This window comes from Sphingosinicella humi (assembly GCF_003129465.1).
GTDB classification, from domain to species: Bacteria; Pseudomonadota; Alphaproteobacteria; order Sphingomonadales; family Sphingomonadaceae; genus Allosphingosinicella; species Allosphingosinicella humi.
On the sequence record NZ_QFFF01000001.1, the window covers coordinates 441,373 to 456,354 of the forward strand.

Annotated in this window: 16 protein-coding genes; 7 read left to right on the forward strand and 9 right to left on the reverse strand. The window is 65.7% G+C overall.

The genetic code is table 11. From position 1 onward, the window contains the following. Positions 1 to 4 precede the first annotated feature (4 nt). From DF286_RS02215 to DF286_RS02235, 6 genes are all read left to right on the forward strand, one after another. On the forward strand, positions 5 to 202 hold the full coding sequence (locus DF286_RS02215) for a DUF1192 domain-containing protein (RefSeq protein WP_109269954.1): 198 nt from the start codon (positions 5 to 7) through the stop codon (positions 200 to 202). Between the two features lie 128 nt (positions 203 to 330). Beyond that, entirely contained in the window at positions 331 to 2,652 is a 2,322-nt protein-coding gene (gene clpA, locus DF286_RS02220) for an ATP-dependent Clp protease ATP-binding subunit ClpA (protein WP_109269955.1), read from the forward strand. Positions 2,653 to 2,825: 173 nt separating this feature from the next. Next, complete coding sequence (locus DF286_RS02225) at positions 2,826 to 3,467, forward strand: glutathione S-transferase family protein (protein WP_109269956.1); 642 nt, start codon at positions 2,826 to 2,828, stop codon at positions 3,465 to 3,467. An 11-nt stretch (positions 3,468 to 3,478) separates the two neighbouring features. Then, positions 3,479 to 4,381 (forward strand): dienelactone hydrolase family protein, encoded by a 903-nt coding sequence (locus tag DF286_RS02230; protein ID WP_109269957.1) that lies wholly within the window; start codon positions 3,479 to 3,481, stop codon positions 4,379 to 4,381. A 23-nt stretch (positions 4,382 to 4,404) separates the two neighbouring features. Next, entirely contained in the window at positions 4,405 to 4,566 is a 162-nt protein-coding gene (locus DF286_RS15040; RefSeq protein ID WP_158274595.1) for a hypothetical protein, read from the forward strand. Between the two features lie 35 nt (positions 4,567 to 4,601). Continuing rightward, positions 4,602 to 5,618: a YihY/virulence factor BrkB family protein gene (locus tag DF286_RS02235; protein ID WP_109269958.1), complete on the forward strand. Its 1,017-nt coding sequence runs from the start codon at positions 4,602 to 4,604 to the stop codon at positions 5,616 to 5,618. Positions 5,619 to 5,673: 55 nt separating this feature from the next. Here the strand turns inward: DF286_RS02235 and DF286_RS02240 are convergent, their stop codons facing one another. After that, entirely contained in the window at positions 5,674 to 6,408 is a 735-nt protein-coding gene (locus DF286_RS02240) for a Bax inhibitor-1/YccA family protein (RefSeq protein ID WP_109269959.1), read from the reverse strand. A gap of 105 nt (positions 6,409 to 6,513) precedes the next feature. Between DF286_RS02240 and thpR the strand changes: the two genes are divergently transcribed. Further along, positions 6,514 to 7,047 carry an RNA 2',3'-cyclic phosphodiesterase gene (thpR, locus tag DF286_RS02245; RefSeq protein WP_109269960.1) on the forward strand — a complete coding sequence of 178 codons (534 nt, stop codon included), beginning with the start codon at positions 6,514 to 6,516 and terminating at the stop codon, positions 7,045 to 7,047. On the opposite strand, the gene DF286_RS02250 is transcribed toward thpR, so the two are convergent. The 8 genes from DF286_RS02250 to DF286_RS02285 form a co-directional block, all read right to left on the reverse strand. Next, entirely contained in the window at positions 7,044 to 7,823 is a 780-nt protein-coding gene (locus tag DF286_RS02250; RefSeq protein WP_207789990.1) for a fructosamine kinase family protein, read from the reverse strand. The two genes, thpR and DF286_RS02250, sit on opposite strands and share 4 nt — an antisense overlap. Positions 7,824 to 7,849: 26 nt before the next feature. Continuing rightward, complete coding sequence (locus DF286_RS02255; RefSeq protein WP_109269962.1) at positions 7,850 to 8,314, reverse strand: low molecular weight protein-tyrosine-phosphatase; 465 nt, start codon at positions 8,312 to 8,314, stop codon at positions 7,850 to 7,852. Between the two features lie 25 nt (positions 8,315 to 8,339). Next, positions 8,340 to 8,891: a superoxide dismutase family protein gene (locus DF286_RS02260; protein WP_109269963.1), complete on the reverse strand. Its 552-nt coding sequence runs from the start codon at positions 8,889 to 8,891 to the stop codon at positions 8,340 to 8,342. 2 nt (positions 8,892 to 8,893) lie between these two features. Then, a complete protein-coding gene (locus tag DF286_RS02265; protein WP_109269964.1) occupies positions 8,894 to 10,273 on the reverse strand; it encodes a UDP-glucose dehydrogenase family protein in 1,380 nt (459 codons plus the stop codon). A 195-nt stretch (positions 10,274 to 10,468) separates the two neighbouring features. Beyond that, positions 10,469 to 11,593 carry an OmpA family protein gene (locus DF286_RS02270; protein ID WP_109269965.1) on the reverse strand — a complete coding sequence of 375 codons (1,125 nt, stop codon included), beginning with the start codon at positions 11,591 to 11,593 and terminating at the stop codon, positions 10,469 to 10,471. A gap of 201 nt (positions 11,594 to 11,794) precedes the next feature. Then, on the reverse strand, positions 11,795 to 12,289 hold the full coding sequence (locus tag DF286_RS02275) for a DUF2793 domain-containing protein (protein ID WP_109269966.1): 495 nt from the start codon (positions 12,287 to 12,289) through the stop codon (positions 11,795 to 11,797). Between the two features lie 83 nt (positions 12,290 to 12,372). Beyond that, positions 12,373 to 14,553, reverse strand: coding sequence for a phage tail protein (locus DF286_RS02280; RefSeq protein WP_109269967.1), 2,181 nt, complete (start codon positions 14,551 to 14,553; stop codon positions 12,373 to 12,375). Further along, positions 14,553 to 14,981 carry a hypothetical protein gene (locus tag DF286_RS02285; protein ID WP_109269968.1) on the reverse strand — a complete coding sequence of 143 codons (429 nt, stop codon included), beginning with the start codon at positions 14,979 to 14,981 and terminating at the stop codon, positions 14,553 to 14,555. Before DF286_RS02285 ends, DF286_RS02280 begins: the two co-directional genes overlap by 1 nt. Position 14,982 lies beyond the last annotated feature (1 nt).

Below are 14,982 nucleotides of genomic sequence, written 5' to 3' on the forward strand. Positions count from 1 at the left end.
CGACATGGATCTGGACGAACTCTTTCCGGATAAGCCAGGCGACCCGCTGACGCTGCTCGTCAAGCAGGATCTCGATCCGCTGTCGGTCGAGGAGCTTCATGCGCGCATCGCCATCCTCGAAGGCGAAATAGCGCGCGTTAAGGCGAAAATTGAAGCCGCCGTTAACCATCGCGCAAGCGCCGACGCGCTATTCAAGAAATGAAGCAGGCGGGGCAACCGCCGATGACCTCCGCCGTTAATAGGAGCGAGTCCTTGATGCCCGGACACCCAGCCCCGACATTAAGGATAAGTTGCCCGTGAAAACCCATTGCGGGCCAAAGGAGTAAGTTAATGCCGTCATTCGCCCGCGAATTGGAACAGACGCTCCACACGGCGCTCGCCGAAGCGAGCGGCCGCAGGCACGAATATGCGACCTTGGAGCATCTTCTGCTCGCCCTTATCGAGGACGCCCACGCCTCCAAGGTCATGTCGGCTTGCGGCGTCGACCTCAAGGAACTGCGCGAAGGCGTCCGCCTCTATCTCGACAATGAGTTGGAGGCGCTGAAGGTCGATGGGGAAACCGACCCCTCCCCCACCAGCGGCTTCCAACGCGTCGTCCAGCGCGCCATCCTCCACGTCCAGTCCTCGGGCCGGGACGAGGTGACCGGCGCCAATGTCCTCGTCGCGCTTTTCTCCGAGCGCGAGAGCTATGCCGTCTATTTCCTGCAGCAGCAGGACATGAGCCGCCTCGACGCGGTGAGCTACATTAGCCACGGCGTCGGCAAGGGCGAAACCGCGGCCGAACCGGTCGAGGTGAAGGGCACCGAGGAAGAGAAGAAGGACGAGAGCGGCAAGAAGAAGGGCGAGAGCGCCCTCAAGCAGTTCACCGTCAACCTCAACGAAAAAGCCCAGGCCGGCCGGGTGGACCCGCTGATCGGACGCGGGCCCGAGGTCGACCGCACCGTCCAGATCTTGTGCCGCCGCTCCAAGAACAACCCGCTCTACGTAGGCGATCCGGGCGTCGGCAAGACGGCGATCGCCGAGGGGCTGGCGCGCAAGATCGTCGAGGGCGACGTGCCCGACGTGCTGAAGGAAGCGACCATCTACGCCCTCGACATGGGCGCGTTGCTGGCAGGCACCCGCTATCGCGGCGATTTCGAGGAGCGGCTGAAGGCCGTGGTGAACGAGCTCGAGAAGCTGCCGCATGCGATCCTTTTCATCGACGAGATCCACACGGTGATCGGCGCCGGCGCCACATCGGGCGGCGCGATGGACGCGTCGAACCTGCTGAAGCCGGCGCTGTCGGGCGGCACGATCCGCTGCATCGGATCGACCACCTACAAGGAGTTTCGCAACCACTTCGAGAAGGACCGGGCGCTGCTCCGGCGCTTCCAGAAGATCGACGTCAACGAGCCGACGGTCGAGGACACCATCAAGATCCTCGCCGGCCTTCGTTCGGCGTTCGAGGAGCATCACAGCGTCAAATACACGTCCGACGCGATCAAGTCGGCCGTCGAGCTTTCGGCGCGCTACATCAACGACCGCAAGCTGCCCGACAAGGCGATCGATGTGATCGACGAGGTCGGCGCCATGCAGATGCTGGTGCCGCCGTCGCGCCGCAAGAAGACGATCACCACCAAGGAGATCGAGGCGGTCATCTCGACCATCGCCCGCATCCCGCCGAAGAGCGTGAGCACGGATGACAAGAAGGCGCTCGAGCATCTCGACCGCGACCTGAAGCGGGTCGTCTTCGGCCAGGACAAGGCGATCGAGGTGCTGTCCTCGGCGATCAAGCTGTCGCGCGCCGGCCTTCGCGATCCCGACAAGCCGATCGGCAACTATCTCTTCTCCGGCCCCACCGGCGTCGGCAAGACCGAGGTGGCGCGCCAGCTCGCCTCGATCATGGGCATCCCGCTCCAGCGTTTCGACATGTCCGAATATATGGAGCGGCATTCGGTCAGCCGCCTGATCGGCGCGCCTCCGGGCTATGTCGGATACGACCAGGGCGGCCTCTTGACCGATGCCGTCGACCAGCACCCGCACAGTGTGCTGCTGCTCGACGAGATCGAGAAGGCGCATCCGGACCTGTTCAACATCCTCCTGCAGGTGATGGACAACGGCAAATTGACCGACCATCACGGCAAGACGGTCGATTTCCGCAACGTCATCCTCATCATGACGACCAATGCGGGCGCGTCCGACATGGCGAAGGAGTCGATCGGCTTCGGCCAGATCACCCGCGAGGATGTGCAGGAGGAGGCGGTGAAGAAGCTCTTCACCCCCGAGTTCCGCAACCGTCTCGATGCGATCGTGCCGTTCGGCTATCTGCCGCCGGAGGTGGTCGCCCGGGTGGTGGACAAGTTCATCCTCCAGATGGAACTGCAGCTGGCGGACCGCAACGTCCACATCAGCCTCGACGACAACGCCAAGAAGTGGCTCATCGACCGCGGTTACGATCGCCTCTACGGCGCTCGGCCCATGGGCCGGCTGATGCAGGAGAAGATCAAGCAGCCGCTCGCCGAGGAGTTGCTGTTCGGCAAGCTCCTCAACGGCGGCGAGGTCAAGGTCACCATCAAGGACAACGCTCCCGCGTTCGAGATCGTCCCCGCCGCTCCCAAAGCGCGCAAGAAGCGGGGCGGCGGCAAGAAGAAAGCCGAAGAGCAGAAGGCCTGATCGTCAACGGCGCGAAGCAATCCAGCATCAATCAAGCTGGATTGCTTCGTCGCTCCGTTCCTCGCGATGACGAGTTTCCTTGGGCATAGGACCGTTCGCCCCCCTGTGACAAGCGGACTCCCGCTCCGCCGCGACTGAGGCTATTGTGGCGCGCTCATTGAAGGAGCATCGCCATGCCGAGCCTCACCTTCTACACCAATCCCCGATCGCGCGGGCGGGTCGCTCGCTGGATGCTCGAGGAAGTGGGCGAGCCCTACGAAACCGTCATTCTCGATTATGGAACGACGATGAAGGGCGCCGAGTATCTCGCGATCAACCCCATGGGGAAGGTGCCCGCGATCAAGCATGGCGACACGGTCGTCACCGAGGCGGCCGCCATTTGCGCCTATCTCGCCGACGCCTTTCCGGAGAAGGGCCTCGCGCCGCCACTCGGCGATCCGCGCCGGGGGACTTACTTCCGCTGGTTGTTCTTCGCGGCCGGCTGCGTCGAGGCGGCGGTGACCAGCAAGGCGCTCGGCCTCCTTGCCCCCGCCGACAAGAAGCAGATGGTGGGCTATGGCAGCTATGAGGAGACGATCGACGCGCTGGAACGCGCCGTCTCCGCCGGGCCCTATATCTGCGGCGATCAGTTCACCGCCGCCGACGTCTATGTAGGTTCGCAGATCGGCTGGGGCATGATGTTCGGCACGATCGACAAGCGACCGCTGTTCGAAGATTATGTGGCGCGTCTCCAGTTCCGCCCGGCCGCGCAGCGTGCGAACCAGCTCGACGATGAGGCGACGCCCAAGCCGGAGCCCCAACCCCAACCCGCCTAAGGAGATGCGAGATGAGCGAGGACGACCGCGGGCCCTTGCCGGGCCATCGCAGAGAAGCGGCGATCAAGCTTTACGACCGCTTCACGCATGAAGGCATGGATCGCCGAAGCTTCATGGCGGAACTCAGCAGGATCGCGGGGGGCACGGCCGCGGCCAACGCCCTTCTGCTCGGCATCGCCGCCAGCCCGGTCGCGGCGGCCGTCGTGCCCGAGAATGACGAGCGCCTCATCGTCCGCCGCGGCTCGCTCGGCGTCGAAGGCCGGACGCTGAACGGCTATGTCGCCACGCCCCGGGCGGCCACCGGAAAGAAGATCCCGGCTGTCATCGTCATCCATGAAAATCGCGGCCTCAACCGGCACATCGAGGATGTGACGCGGCGGGTGGCGCTTGCCGGCTATTTCGCGGTCGCGCCCGACTTCCTGTCCGAGATGGGGGGCACCCCCGCCGACGAAGACAAGGCGCGCGAGATGATCGGCCGGCTGGAGCTACAGGGCAGCGTCGCCGATGCCGTGGCCCTCCTCGATGCCACCCGCAAGCTCGATCACAGCAACGGCAAGGTCGGCGCGATCGGCTTCTGTTGGGGCGGCGCCTTCGTCAACCGCCTGGCGGTCGCGGCCGGCGACAAGCTCGATGCCGGCGTTGCCTATTACGGCCCGGCGCCCGACCCTTCCGAAGCCGAGAAGGTCAAGGCGTCGATGCTCCTCCACTATGCCGGCAATGACGAGCGAGTTAACAGGACCGGCGGCCCCTGGACGGAGGCGCTCAAGAGAGCAGGAGTGGACGTGACCGCCCATCTTTATCCCGGCGTCGAGCACGCCTTCAACAACGACAGTTCGGCGGCCCGGTACGATAAAGCGGCTGCGGACCTTGCCTGGAAGCGCACCATGGATTTCCTTGGACGCCATCTCGGCTGACGCGCGCGAAAGGGGGCAAACCGATGGATAATAGCCGCAGGGCTTTGCTCGTTCTCGCCGTCTTGGCGATCCTGCTGTTGATCGGCACCGCGGTCTACACCGGCAACGCCGCCATCTATCTTCTCGCCGCCCTGGCCACCGGACCGGCACTCCTGGTCTGGCAGCGTCGCGGAGCCGACCGCTGACAGACATCCGCCGCGTCCCAAGTGAAAGACGATCGATGATGATCAAGGCGGTGCGGTGGCTGACGCTGGTGCTCAGCAGGGGCTCCGGCGACCGCGGCCGCCACGCCGCCTCGCCGCTCGCCATTCCACTGGTGGGCTGGCGTGACATCGTGATCCGGGTGTGGCGCAACGCCAAGGCCGACAATCTCAACGTCCTCGCCGCCGGGATCGCCTTCTACTCCTTTCTCGCGCTGCTGCCGCTGATCGCCGCGACAGCAATGATATACGGGCTGGTGAGCACGCCCGCCGAGGTGGTCCGGGATGTGAGCAAGCTGGTGTCGATCATTCCCGATCCGGCGCAGCCCTTGGTTGCCCAGCGCGTCGTCGAAGCGATCACCGACCATCGCGGCAGCGCCCCCGCCCTGCTGATCGCCTTGCTGCTCACCGTCTATGGAGGTGCGCGCAGCGCACGATCGATCACGGCCGCCCTCAACGTCATCTACGGGGAGGGAGACGTGCAGCGCTTTGCCCGGCGCTGGGGCATCCCCATCCTCGTGGCGCTGGGAAGTGCGGCGCTCATGCTGCTGGCGCTGCTGGCGATCGCTCTCTTCGGCTATGTGGGAGAATTGATGCCGGAGGGTATACCGCTCGATTGGGGGGTGGCGAAGCTTGGCTTCTGGCTACTGATCACATTGGGCATCAGCGGGGGCAGCGCCCTTCTTTACCGCTACGCGCCTTCGCGGCGCCACGCCCGCTGGAAGTGGATTCTGCCCGGCGCGCTCATGACCACCGGCTTGTGGTTGCTGGCGACCTTTGCCTTCGGCCTCTATATCGCCCGGGTGGGGCGTTTCGACATCAGCTACGGCTCGCTGGCCGCCGTCGTCGTGCTCCAGCTGTGGATATATCTGTCGGCCTTCATCCTGCTGCTCGGCGCGAAGCTCAACGCCGAGATCGAGCTTCAGACCTTGGAGGACACTACTGTCGGTGCCCCTCGCCCCGCCGGACGTCGGCATGCCGCCTCCGCCGACGAGACCGGAGAGATACCGCAGGTCGACCTGGACCTTCCGCAATAGGAAGAAGGCCCGGCGTTTCCGCCGGGCCTTCTCCCCTTCTCCATCAGGGCCGTGCCTATTCGCGGCTGCCCATGAACTGGAGGAGGAAGGTGAACATGTTGACGAAATCGAGATAGAGCGACAGCGCGCCCATGATCACCGTCTTGCCCATCATATCACTTCCGGCGACGTGGAAGTAGAGGCTCTTGATGCGCTGCGTGTCATAGGCGGTGAGCCCCGCGAACAGCAGCACGCCGATGAAGCTGATCGCCAGCTGGAACGCCGTCGACTGCACAAACAGGTTGATGATCATCGCGACCAGCAAGCCGACCACGCCCATAATGAGGAACGTGCCGAAGGCCGAGAGATCCTTCTTCGTGGTGTAGCCCCAGAGGCTGAGGCCGGCGAAAGCCGCGGCCGTCGCGAAGAAGGTGGTCGCGATCGACTGGCCGGTGAAGACCAGGAAGATCGAGGCCATCGATAGGCCCATCACCGTCGCGAAAGCCCAGAAGAGCAGCTGCGCCGTGCCGGTCGAGAGCCGGGTAATGCCGAAGCTCAGCACCATGACGAAGGCGAGCGGCGAGAACATGATCACATATTTGAGGATGCCCGGCCCCATCAGGATCTGAGCCGCATATCCACTGCCCGCGAACAGCAGCGCGACGATGCCCGTGAGCAGCACACCGGACGCCATGTAATTGTAAACAGAGAGCATGTAGGACCGCAGGCCCGCGTCGAAGGCCACGCCCTCCCTGCCGACCGTGGTCGGCTGTGGCGATGCGGTCGCCCGCGGGTCAAATCCATTTGCCATTTCGAACTTCTCCTTTGGCGGCGGGTGAACGCCCAACCGCTCAGCGCAATATCGGGAGAATCGCGCTGTCTTTCAAGGAAAACCGGACCGGGCTACCGTGCGGCCATGCACCGCCTGTTCGTCGCCATTCGCCCGCCGCGCCATATCCGGGAACAGCTGCTCGCCACCATGGGAGGCGTTCGCGGCGCACGCTGGCAAACCGACGACCAACTCCACCTGACGCTGCGCTTCATCGGCGAGGTGGAGAGCCATGTCGGCGACGATATCCATGCCGCCCTCGGCGCGATCCACCACCCGCGCTTCGAGATCGCGCTAGACGGCATTAGCGGCTTCGAGCGGCGAGGCCAGGCGGAGACCCTCTGGGCCGGGATCACGCCTCAGGAGCCGCTGAAGACGCTGCACAACAAGATCGACCAAGCCATCGCCCGGGCGGGCGTCGCGCCCGATCAGCGCGCTTATCTGCCCCACATCACGCTGGCTCGGCTCAAACGCGGTTCCGGTTCGATCTCGGCTTTGCTCGAACGCTCGGGCGGGCTGACAAGCGCGCCGTTCGCTGTCGGCAGCTTCTGTCTTTATGAAAGCCATCTGACGCCCGAAGGCGCCGTCTACTCGATCGTGGAACGATACGATCTTGACTAGGCCCGAGCCTGTTCGAGCAGCCGCTCGACCATGCCGGCATAGCTGGCGCCGAACAGTCGCAGATGCACCAGCGCCGGGAAGAGCTGATAGATGATCCGGCGCTCTTCCCAGCCCGGCTCCAGCGGCCCGTAGGCATCCCAGAATTCCGGAGGCGGCGATCCGAACAGGGTCAGCATGGCGAGGTCGACCTCGGCATGGCCGTAATAGCAGGCGGGATCGACAAGGGCGGCAAGCCTCCCTTCGGCTACCAGGATGTTCCCGCTCCACAAGTCGCCATGGAGTAGGGCCCGAGGCGGATCAGCGGGCAACAACTCCCTCAGCCGTTTCGCAAGCCCTCCGATGCGGTCGCGCCAGGGTCGGTCGAGCACCCGCGCCGTCGAGACCAGCCGCTGCTCGCCCCAGAATTCCGGCCACTCCCTTCGCTGCCGGTTGTCCAGTGCGACCGAGCCGAGCGCATAATCCACGGGCCAGCCATAGCCCTGACCTCGCCGAGCATGGAGATTGCGGACGGCCGCCCCGATATCGGCCCAGGCGTGCGGACTGAACAGGCCGTCATGCTCGACATGTTCGAGCAGCAGCACGCCCTCATGCTCGCCTTCCACGGCCGGCGCCGCGACGCCGGCGGCGGCGAGCGCCCGCAGCATTGCCGCCTCGGTCGCCACCGCGGGCCCGCCCTTGGCGACGATCCGACGTCCATCCGGCCGGCGGATCAGCAACACTTCCGACAGATCCCCGCCGGCAAGCCGCTCCAGCCGCGCCTCAGCAACCCCCGTCAAAGCCGCGACCTTTGCGGCGAAGGCGCTCACCCTCGGGCGAGCCTCCGCGCCAGCGCCTTCGCACCGGCCGTGACGTCGGCCCAGGTAAGGTCGAAATGCTCGTCCTCACCGTAATAGGGATCGGCCACCGCCTCACCCTCGCGTCCCTCGACATGATCCAGCAACAGTGACAGCTCCGCCGTGCCGCCCGCCGGTCGCATCCGCTCCAGATCGTCGAGATTCTGTGCGTCGAGGGCGACGATGTGGTCGAAGCGCCGGAAATCGTCCGGCGTCACCTGCCGCGCCCGCAGATGCGTGATGTCGACGCCGTTCCGCTCCGCGACCGAAGTGGCGCGCGGGTCGGGGGGATGGCCGATATGCCAGTCACCCGTCCCGGCGGAGTCGATCTCTACATCCAGCCCGAGCGCCTCGGCCTCGCGTTTGAAAGCGGCCTCGGCGAGGGGTGAGCGGCAGATGTTGCCGAGGCAGACGAACAGAACCGATTTCGTCATTGGGGTCGTCGTGCCCGCGGACAGGCTAGGCCGGCCCAAACACGCCGCAGGCGATGCGGGCGCCGCTGTTGCCGGAGGGATCGGTGCGATAGTCGTCGGGACCGGCATGGATGACGATGGCTGCACCGTCCGCATCCAGCATGGCCCCGCCGCTGCCCGCCAGTTGGGCGCCCGAAATCGTGTATTCGAGCGTGCCGCTGCCATCGGTACCGACCAGGATGTTGGGCATGTCCCCTTTGTGCATTCCGGCGGGATTGTCCTTGCCATGCTGCATGTTGGTGGGATTCCAATGGCCGCCGGCAGTGTCGAAGCCCGGCGCGGCGCATTGGCCGGTCATGTGAACATGCGCGCCATGAGCTCCCTGCGGCAGGCCGGAAGCCTCGACCCGGACCCGGATGCTGTCGCCCGACTGGCTCGCCGTGGCCGAGCCGACCACCTGGCCCGTGGCGTCGCGCAGTTCCGCGCTTGCCGTCGAAGCGGCCGGGGACGTGTCCGAATAGGTTTCATTGTTCACGCTCGTGCAAGCCGTAGCACCGATCACGGCCGCCGCTCCGATGGTCAGGATAGGCATCTTCATCGTCATACTCCTCCTGTCTTACCGGATGAACGAACCGGGGCCGCAACGGTTTCGACGTCGACCCGTTTGCTGTCACGCGCGGGCTTGCCCAGTCCGTGCCACTCGAGGCCTGCATTCTCCACCTCTTCTGGCGGATAGATGTTGCGCAGATCGACGAACACGGGCCGCGCCATTGAGGCGCTGAGGCGTTTGAGATCGAGCGCGCGCAGCACGTCCCACTCGGTGACGAGGACGATGGCGTCCGCGCCCTCCGCAGCCTCGTAGGGGCTGGCGCAAAACTCGACGTCGGGCATCAACGGTCTCGCCTGCTCGACCCCTTCGGGATCATAGCCTCGGACCTTCGCGCCGGCATCGTGCAGCGCCTGGACGATGGCGATCGACGGCGCGTCCCGCATGTCGTCCGTATTGGGCTTGAAGGTGAGGCCGAGCAGCGCGATCGTCTTGCCTCGCGCGCCCCCGTTTAGGGCGCCGATCACCTTGCGTCCCATGGCTCGTTTTCTGAGGTCGTTCACCTTGACGACCGATTCGATGATCCTGAGCGGCGCCTGATGATCCTCGGCCGTCTTCAGGAGCGCCAGCGTGTCCTTGGGGAAGCAGGAGCCGCCATAGCCGGGACCTGCATGGAGGAACTTGGGTCCGATCCGATTATCGAGGCCGATGCCGCGGCTCACATCCTGCACGTCGGCACCGACCCTCTCGCACAGGTCGGCGATCTCGTTGATGAAGGTGATCTTCGTCGCCAGAAAGGCGTTGGCCGCATATTTGATGAGCTCGGCGGTTCGCCGGCTGGTGACGACCAGCGGAGCCTTGTTGAGATAGAGCGGCCTGTAGATCTCGCGCATGATCTCGGCGGCGTCCTCGTCCTCCGTGCCGACGACGATCCGGTCGGGCCGCTTGAAATCCTCGATCGCCGCGCCCTCGCGGAGAAACTCGGGATTGGATACGACCATGGCCTTTGCGTCCGGGGCGGCGGCGGCAATGATCCGTTCCACCTCGTCGCCCGTTCCCACCGGCACCGTGGACTTGGTCACAACCACGGTGGGTTGGCGCAAGGCGCGGGCGATCTCTCCCGCTGCCCCGAAGACATAGCTGAGGTCGGCATGCCCGTCGCCGCGGCGGGACGGCGTCCCTACCGCGATGAACACGGCCTCCGCATCGGCGACCGCAGGGCCGAGATCGGTCGTGAAGGAAAGGCGTCCGTCAGCGACGTTGCGTTCCACCAGCTTGTCGAGGCCCGGCTCGAAGATCGGCGTTACGCCCTGGCGCAACGCATCGATCTTGGCCGCGTCCTTGTCCACGCAGACCACATCATGGCCGAAATCGGAGAAGCAGGCTCCAGAAACCAGCCCGACATAGCCGGTTCCGATCATCGCAATGCGCATGGGATTTCCCTGAAACGATAAAGGCCGCGCCAACTTAACAAAGCCGGCCCCTTCGGAACAGACCTCTCATCGAGGCTGCACGAGGCTGATCGAGACTAAATCGTTCCGCAGCTTGACCAAAGAAAAGGAGCCGGCCCTTGCGGACCGGCTCCCTTCTCATTTGGTTCCCAGCCGCCGGAGCGGCCGAGGACGACCTTACATGCCCGAACCCGGACCGAAGGTGATCTCCACGCGCCGGTTCTGCGGCTCGCGGACACCGTCGGCGGTTTCGACCAGCGGACGGCTCTCGCCGAACGCCTCGGTGGTCATGACGCCTTCCGGCACACCGCGGCCGGCCAGATAGGCACGGACCGCGTCGGCACGACGCTGCGACAGACCGACGTTGTAGTCCGCCGAACCGGAACGGTCCGCGTGACCCGCCAGCACGACCTGCGCCTGGCCGGTCTGCTGATAGGCAGCGGCCGCGTTGTCGAGGATGGCAGCCGCCTGCGGCGTGATGTCCGACTTATCCCAGTCGAAGAACACGATGAACGGCCCAGCCGGGACAGCCGGCGGAGGCGGCGGAGGCGGCGGAGGCGGCGGAGGCGGCGGAGGCGGCGGGGGCGGAGGCGGCGGCGGAGGCGGCGCAGCTCCGAAGTTGAAGATGATGCCGCCGAGCAGGCTGTGGCTGCGGAAGCGATATTCCGCCGGCGCGCCGTTGAACGCGACATAGTCCAGATCGGCAACGTTGAAGAAACGATACTTCAGCTGGACGTCGATGTTGTCGGTGATCGGAGCGCGAACGCCGGCGATCGCCTGCCAGGCAAGACGGGAATCGCTGTCGTCGATGAACGGCGCGACATTGTCGAAACGCCGCCAGTTGTTCGCCTTGATCTTGGCCAGACCGATACCGCCGCCGACGAAGCCCTGAAGGCCGTCGTCGTCGCCGAAGTCGAGCATACCGTTGACCATGAAGCTAAGCGCGCTGGTCGAGCCCGCGGCGTCGTCCTCACCCTGGCCCACGACGGGATCACCCGGGATCGGAATGCTGAACGTGCCGTCGTTGACGCGGGCCTTCTTGTAGCCCACTTCAGCCTCGATCCGGGCACCGCCGAGGTCGTAACCGGCGAACAGAGCGCCGTCATAGCCGAAGTCGTGATAAACACGGATCTGGCCGTTCGAACCCGGTAGCTGGGCCGTTTCGCCGGCGATTCGGACATCGTAGTCCTCGACGATCATCGCGCCGAATTCGCCGCCGACGTACCAGGCGCCATCGCGCGCAAGTGCCGGAGTCGCGAGCACGGTGGATGACAGCGCCACAACTATGGCGAGCTTCCGCATAAATCTTTCCCCTTTCTTATTCGCGTCCCAACGGGAACGACCTAGAACTCAATACGGTAAGCGGAGTTTCCGTGCAAGCACGCTTATCCCTCCAATTGTTGCCGAAATGCCTCAGTTTATGGATAACAACCAAGACCCCTCGCCAGACGCCCCCACAAACGAGGCATAAGGTCATCGGTTTCACCGCAGGAACAAAAAAGATCAATCGATCAGGCCGTGTGACATTAATGTCGCAATCAGGGCATCGATAGCCGCGCGCGCTTCCTGATCAATTGTCGTTCCACCTGAAGGACTTGGCACGGCCGGCTGCCGCTCGCCCACCACTTGCTGGCCGCCGACTGTGATGCGCGCGACGGGCCACTCCCCCAGGCTCCAGCCGCTGCCGGTCCAATGCAGCCACAGCCCTGCGCTTTTGTTCCAAGCGGCCATGCCGGGCTGGGGAAGGATGAAGCGCCAGCCGCTTTCGGTCCAGCCGGCGACCTGGTCATCCCTGCCGATCCAGTCGCCGACCGCTCCCGAGGCGACGATCCAGCTTTCCCCGACCTGGGGCGCCGGCGGCGGTGTCGAGAGCGGCCCTTCCTCCACGGCGGCGTGGACCGCCAGGTCGAGATGCGTCAGCGCCTCATTGTGAAAGACCTCCTTTTGCGCCTGTCCCGGAAGGATGAAGGGCAGTTGAAATCGGGCCGTGCCGCTCATGGATAAATTCTCCAACAGATTCAGAATATTTCTCGAAACGGTGAGCCGCTCCGCGTCGTTCTTCTTCGAGGTCCGCTTCGTAACTAGGCTGGAACGACTATCTGCGCCGGGCGGGACGGCGCGAACGTGCCGAGCTGGCGCACGCCGATGGTGATATCGCCCACGGCGCCGTCCGCCGCCTGTGTCGCTGCCGAGTAGATGAAGGAAGAGGCCGAGATCGTGACGGTTCTGGTCAATCCACTCCCGGACAAGCTGACCTCATAGACCTCGCTTTCCTCGCCGAGCGGCGTGTCCGTTCCGCTCAGCCAGGTCCAGCCGGCCCTGCTCCGCCGCACCCAACTGATCGCCAGATCGCCATTGGCGGAGCGCTCCGCCGTGACATGCACCGGCGAGGGCGGCCGCACGGCTTCGCCGCTCACCACGACCGTCCCCTCGGCGGGTTCGGTATCGCCCAGCCCGCTCGCCAGCAGGCGCGCCTCGCCGCCGATCAGGGCAAGTGGCGGCTCGATCACCGCGAGGCTCGCGGCTTCGATCAGCACGAAGGGCTCGCCGGCGAGATGACCGGTGACAGCCCATTCGGTCCCTCTCCGCCCCCGGAGCAATCGCGACAGCCTGAAACGACGATTGCCCAGCGGTTCCGCGAGACCGAACTGGATCAGCTCGTCGCCGATGAGGGCGAGATTGTCACCGCCGACCAACGCGTCGTCGCTTCGGCTCTCCAGCCACATGGCGTCGTTGAGCAACTCCACCTCGACGCTCGTCACCCCATCGAACAATGCCGCCCCGCCCGAACCAAGCGTGGTCACGGCGGTTCCCATGACGGCCGGCGCCGCAGTCGGGCCCGCCTCCTGCCAGGTTGCTCCACCGTCATAGCTCGTCATGAGAGCGGCCCGCCGCCAGCCAGCCTCGACACCGGCGGCAGCCGCGAGCAGATGCGGACGCTCGCTCGCTTCCACGCCCGAGAGGGGCAGGTCGAGCAGCCGCAGGGTCGTCGGGCCGTGAAGCAGGTCCGCGTGCCCTATCGGCCGCCCTTCGCTAGCTTCCGCGGTATCGGGCATCGGCCCCGCTTGCACGCGCACCAATTCCAGGCTCGTCACCATCCGATCCACGGTCCAGCGCTCGATCTTCCACAATCCGGTTCGACCCTCGATCCTCACGACCATGCCGGGAACGATGTCCGCGCGTCGCCAGGGCAGGTGCAGCTTCGCCGTTGCCCGGCTCGCCCATAAAGCCGCCAGCCGGCGTTCCGCGATGGCCTTGGCCGCCCCTGCGCCGAGCACCGCCGGCAGCTGCAGGCGCTCGGTTCTCGCCGTCGGACCATGTCGCGTCGCCCGCTGGAGGCCGACCTGATAATCGCGCGTGACGTCATGGTAGGCGACGCTCACCTCCGCCGGGATGCGGCTGGAGTCCCGTTGAGCGAATTCGCTCCGGCCGCCGCTCTCGCCGGGCCCGCTCGCGCCCGCTTCCGCCTCGCTGATCGTCGCCGTCGGCTCCGCTTGAGCGCGAAGGACCAGCGACACACCGTCATCGCTGATCGTCAGCGGGACGACCTGGCCAAGGGCTTCGATGGCCCCGCGAACGCTGTCTCCGCCCGCGGCATAGCCGATCAGCGACGGCGTGGCGCCGCTGGTCACTGCGCCGCCGCTCAGCACCTCCGCGATCGTCCCAATCGTCACGGGTCCCTCATCCGCTTCGACCTCGAAGCTCAGCGACGGAATGCGATTCCCATAATCGGCGAGCTGGAAATCCTCGAACATCGCATAGGCGATACCGCGGAAGGCCGGCGCCTGGCTCTCACCCTCCGCGGCCACGATCAGCGGATCCGCGACCTGGTCCTCGCTCCCGAGATAGAGCCGATAGGCCGTCTCGCTCTTGAATTCTCCACCGGCGCCGCGGAGCAGCTTGCCGTCCGCCCAGATCCGCCCGACGCCACGGATCGCCCGCGCCGACAGCGCCACCGCGAACGATGCCGAATAGCTGTAGCTCGTCGTCTTCGGCCGCCCTTTTCCGCCGCTGGTCGACCGCGTCTCCTGAAGATCGGTCGACCAGATGACGGTCCCTGCCACGCGCATCTTCCCGAAGAGCTTGGGGATGGGCGTGCCATAGGATGAGGTCTGCACGCTGAGCTCGCCGAGGCGAGGCCCGTGCCGCCCCTTGGGCGCGAAGAGGCGGCTGTCGACCTGCTGCCCGATCATCGCGCCGATCGCGGCGCCGACCGGACCTCCGACGGCCGTCCCGGCGACGGTGAGGACCAGCGTTGCCATCAGCCTCGCGCCTCCGTCCCGGCGTGACGCTCGGCATTCCGCTCCGGACGCCCCCAGGCTGAAAGGATCGGCCACGGGACCGCGCCCGGCACCTCCACCACGCGCCGCAGCCCCATGTCCGCGTGAAGATAACCCTCCCGCGTCAGCAGGACGGCGTGCAGCCGCCCTGGTCCGGGTCGCACCAGCAACACATTTCCTTCAGTGGCCTCGGTCGGCGTCACCCGGATGAAGCCATGCCGTTTGAACTCCCGATGCACCTCGCTCGCATCGGAAGACCTCAGGCAATAGTCGCTTCGCACGCCGTCCAGCCCGTTCGCCACCGCCACTACTCCTATGCAATCCAGCCCCTGCTCCGCCGACCGCCCCTGCGGCCGGAAGCGCGCGCCCACGAGCGCCCTTGCGCGGGCGACGATCTCGTCCGTTCTCATG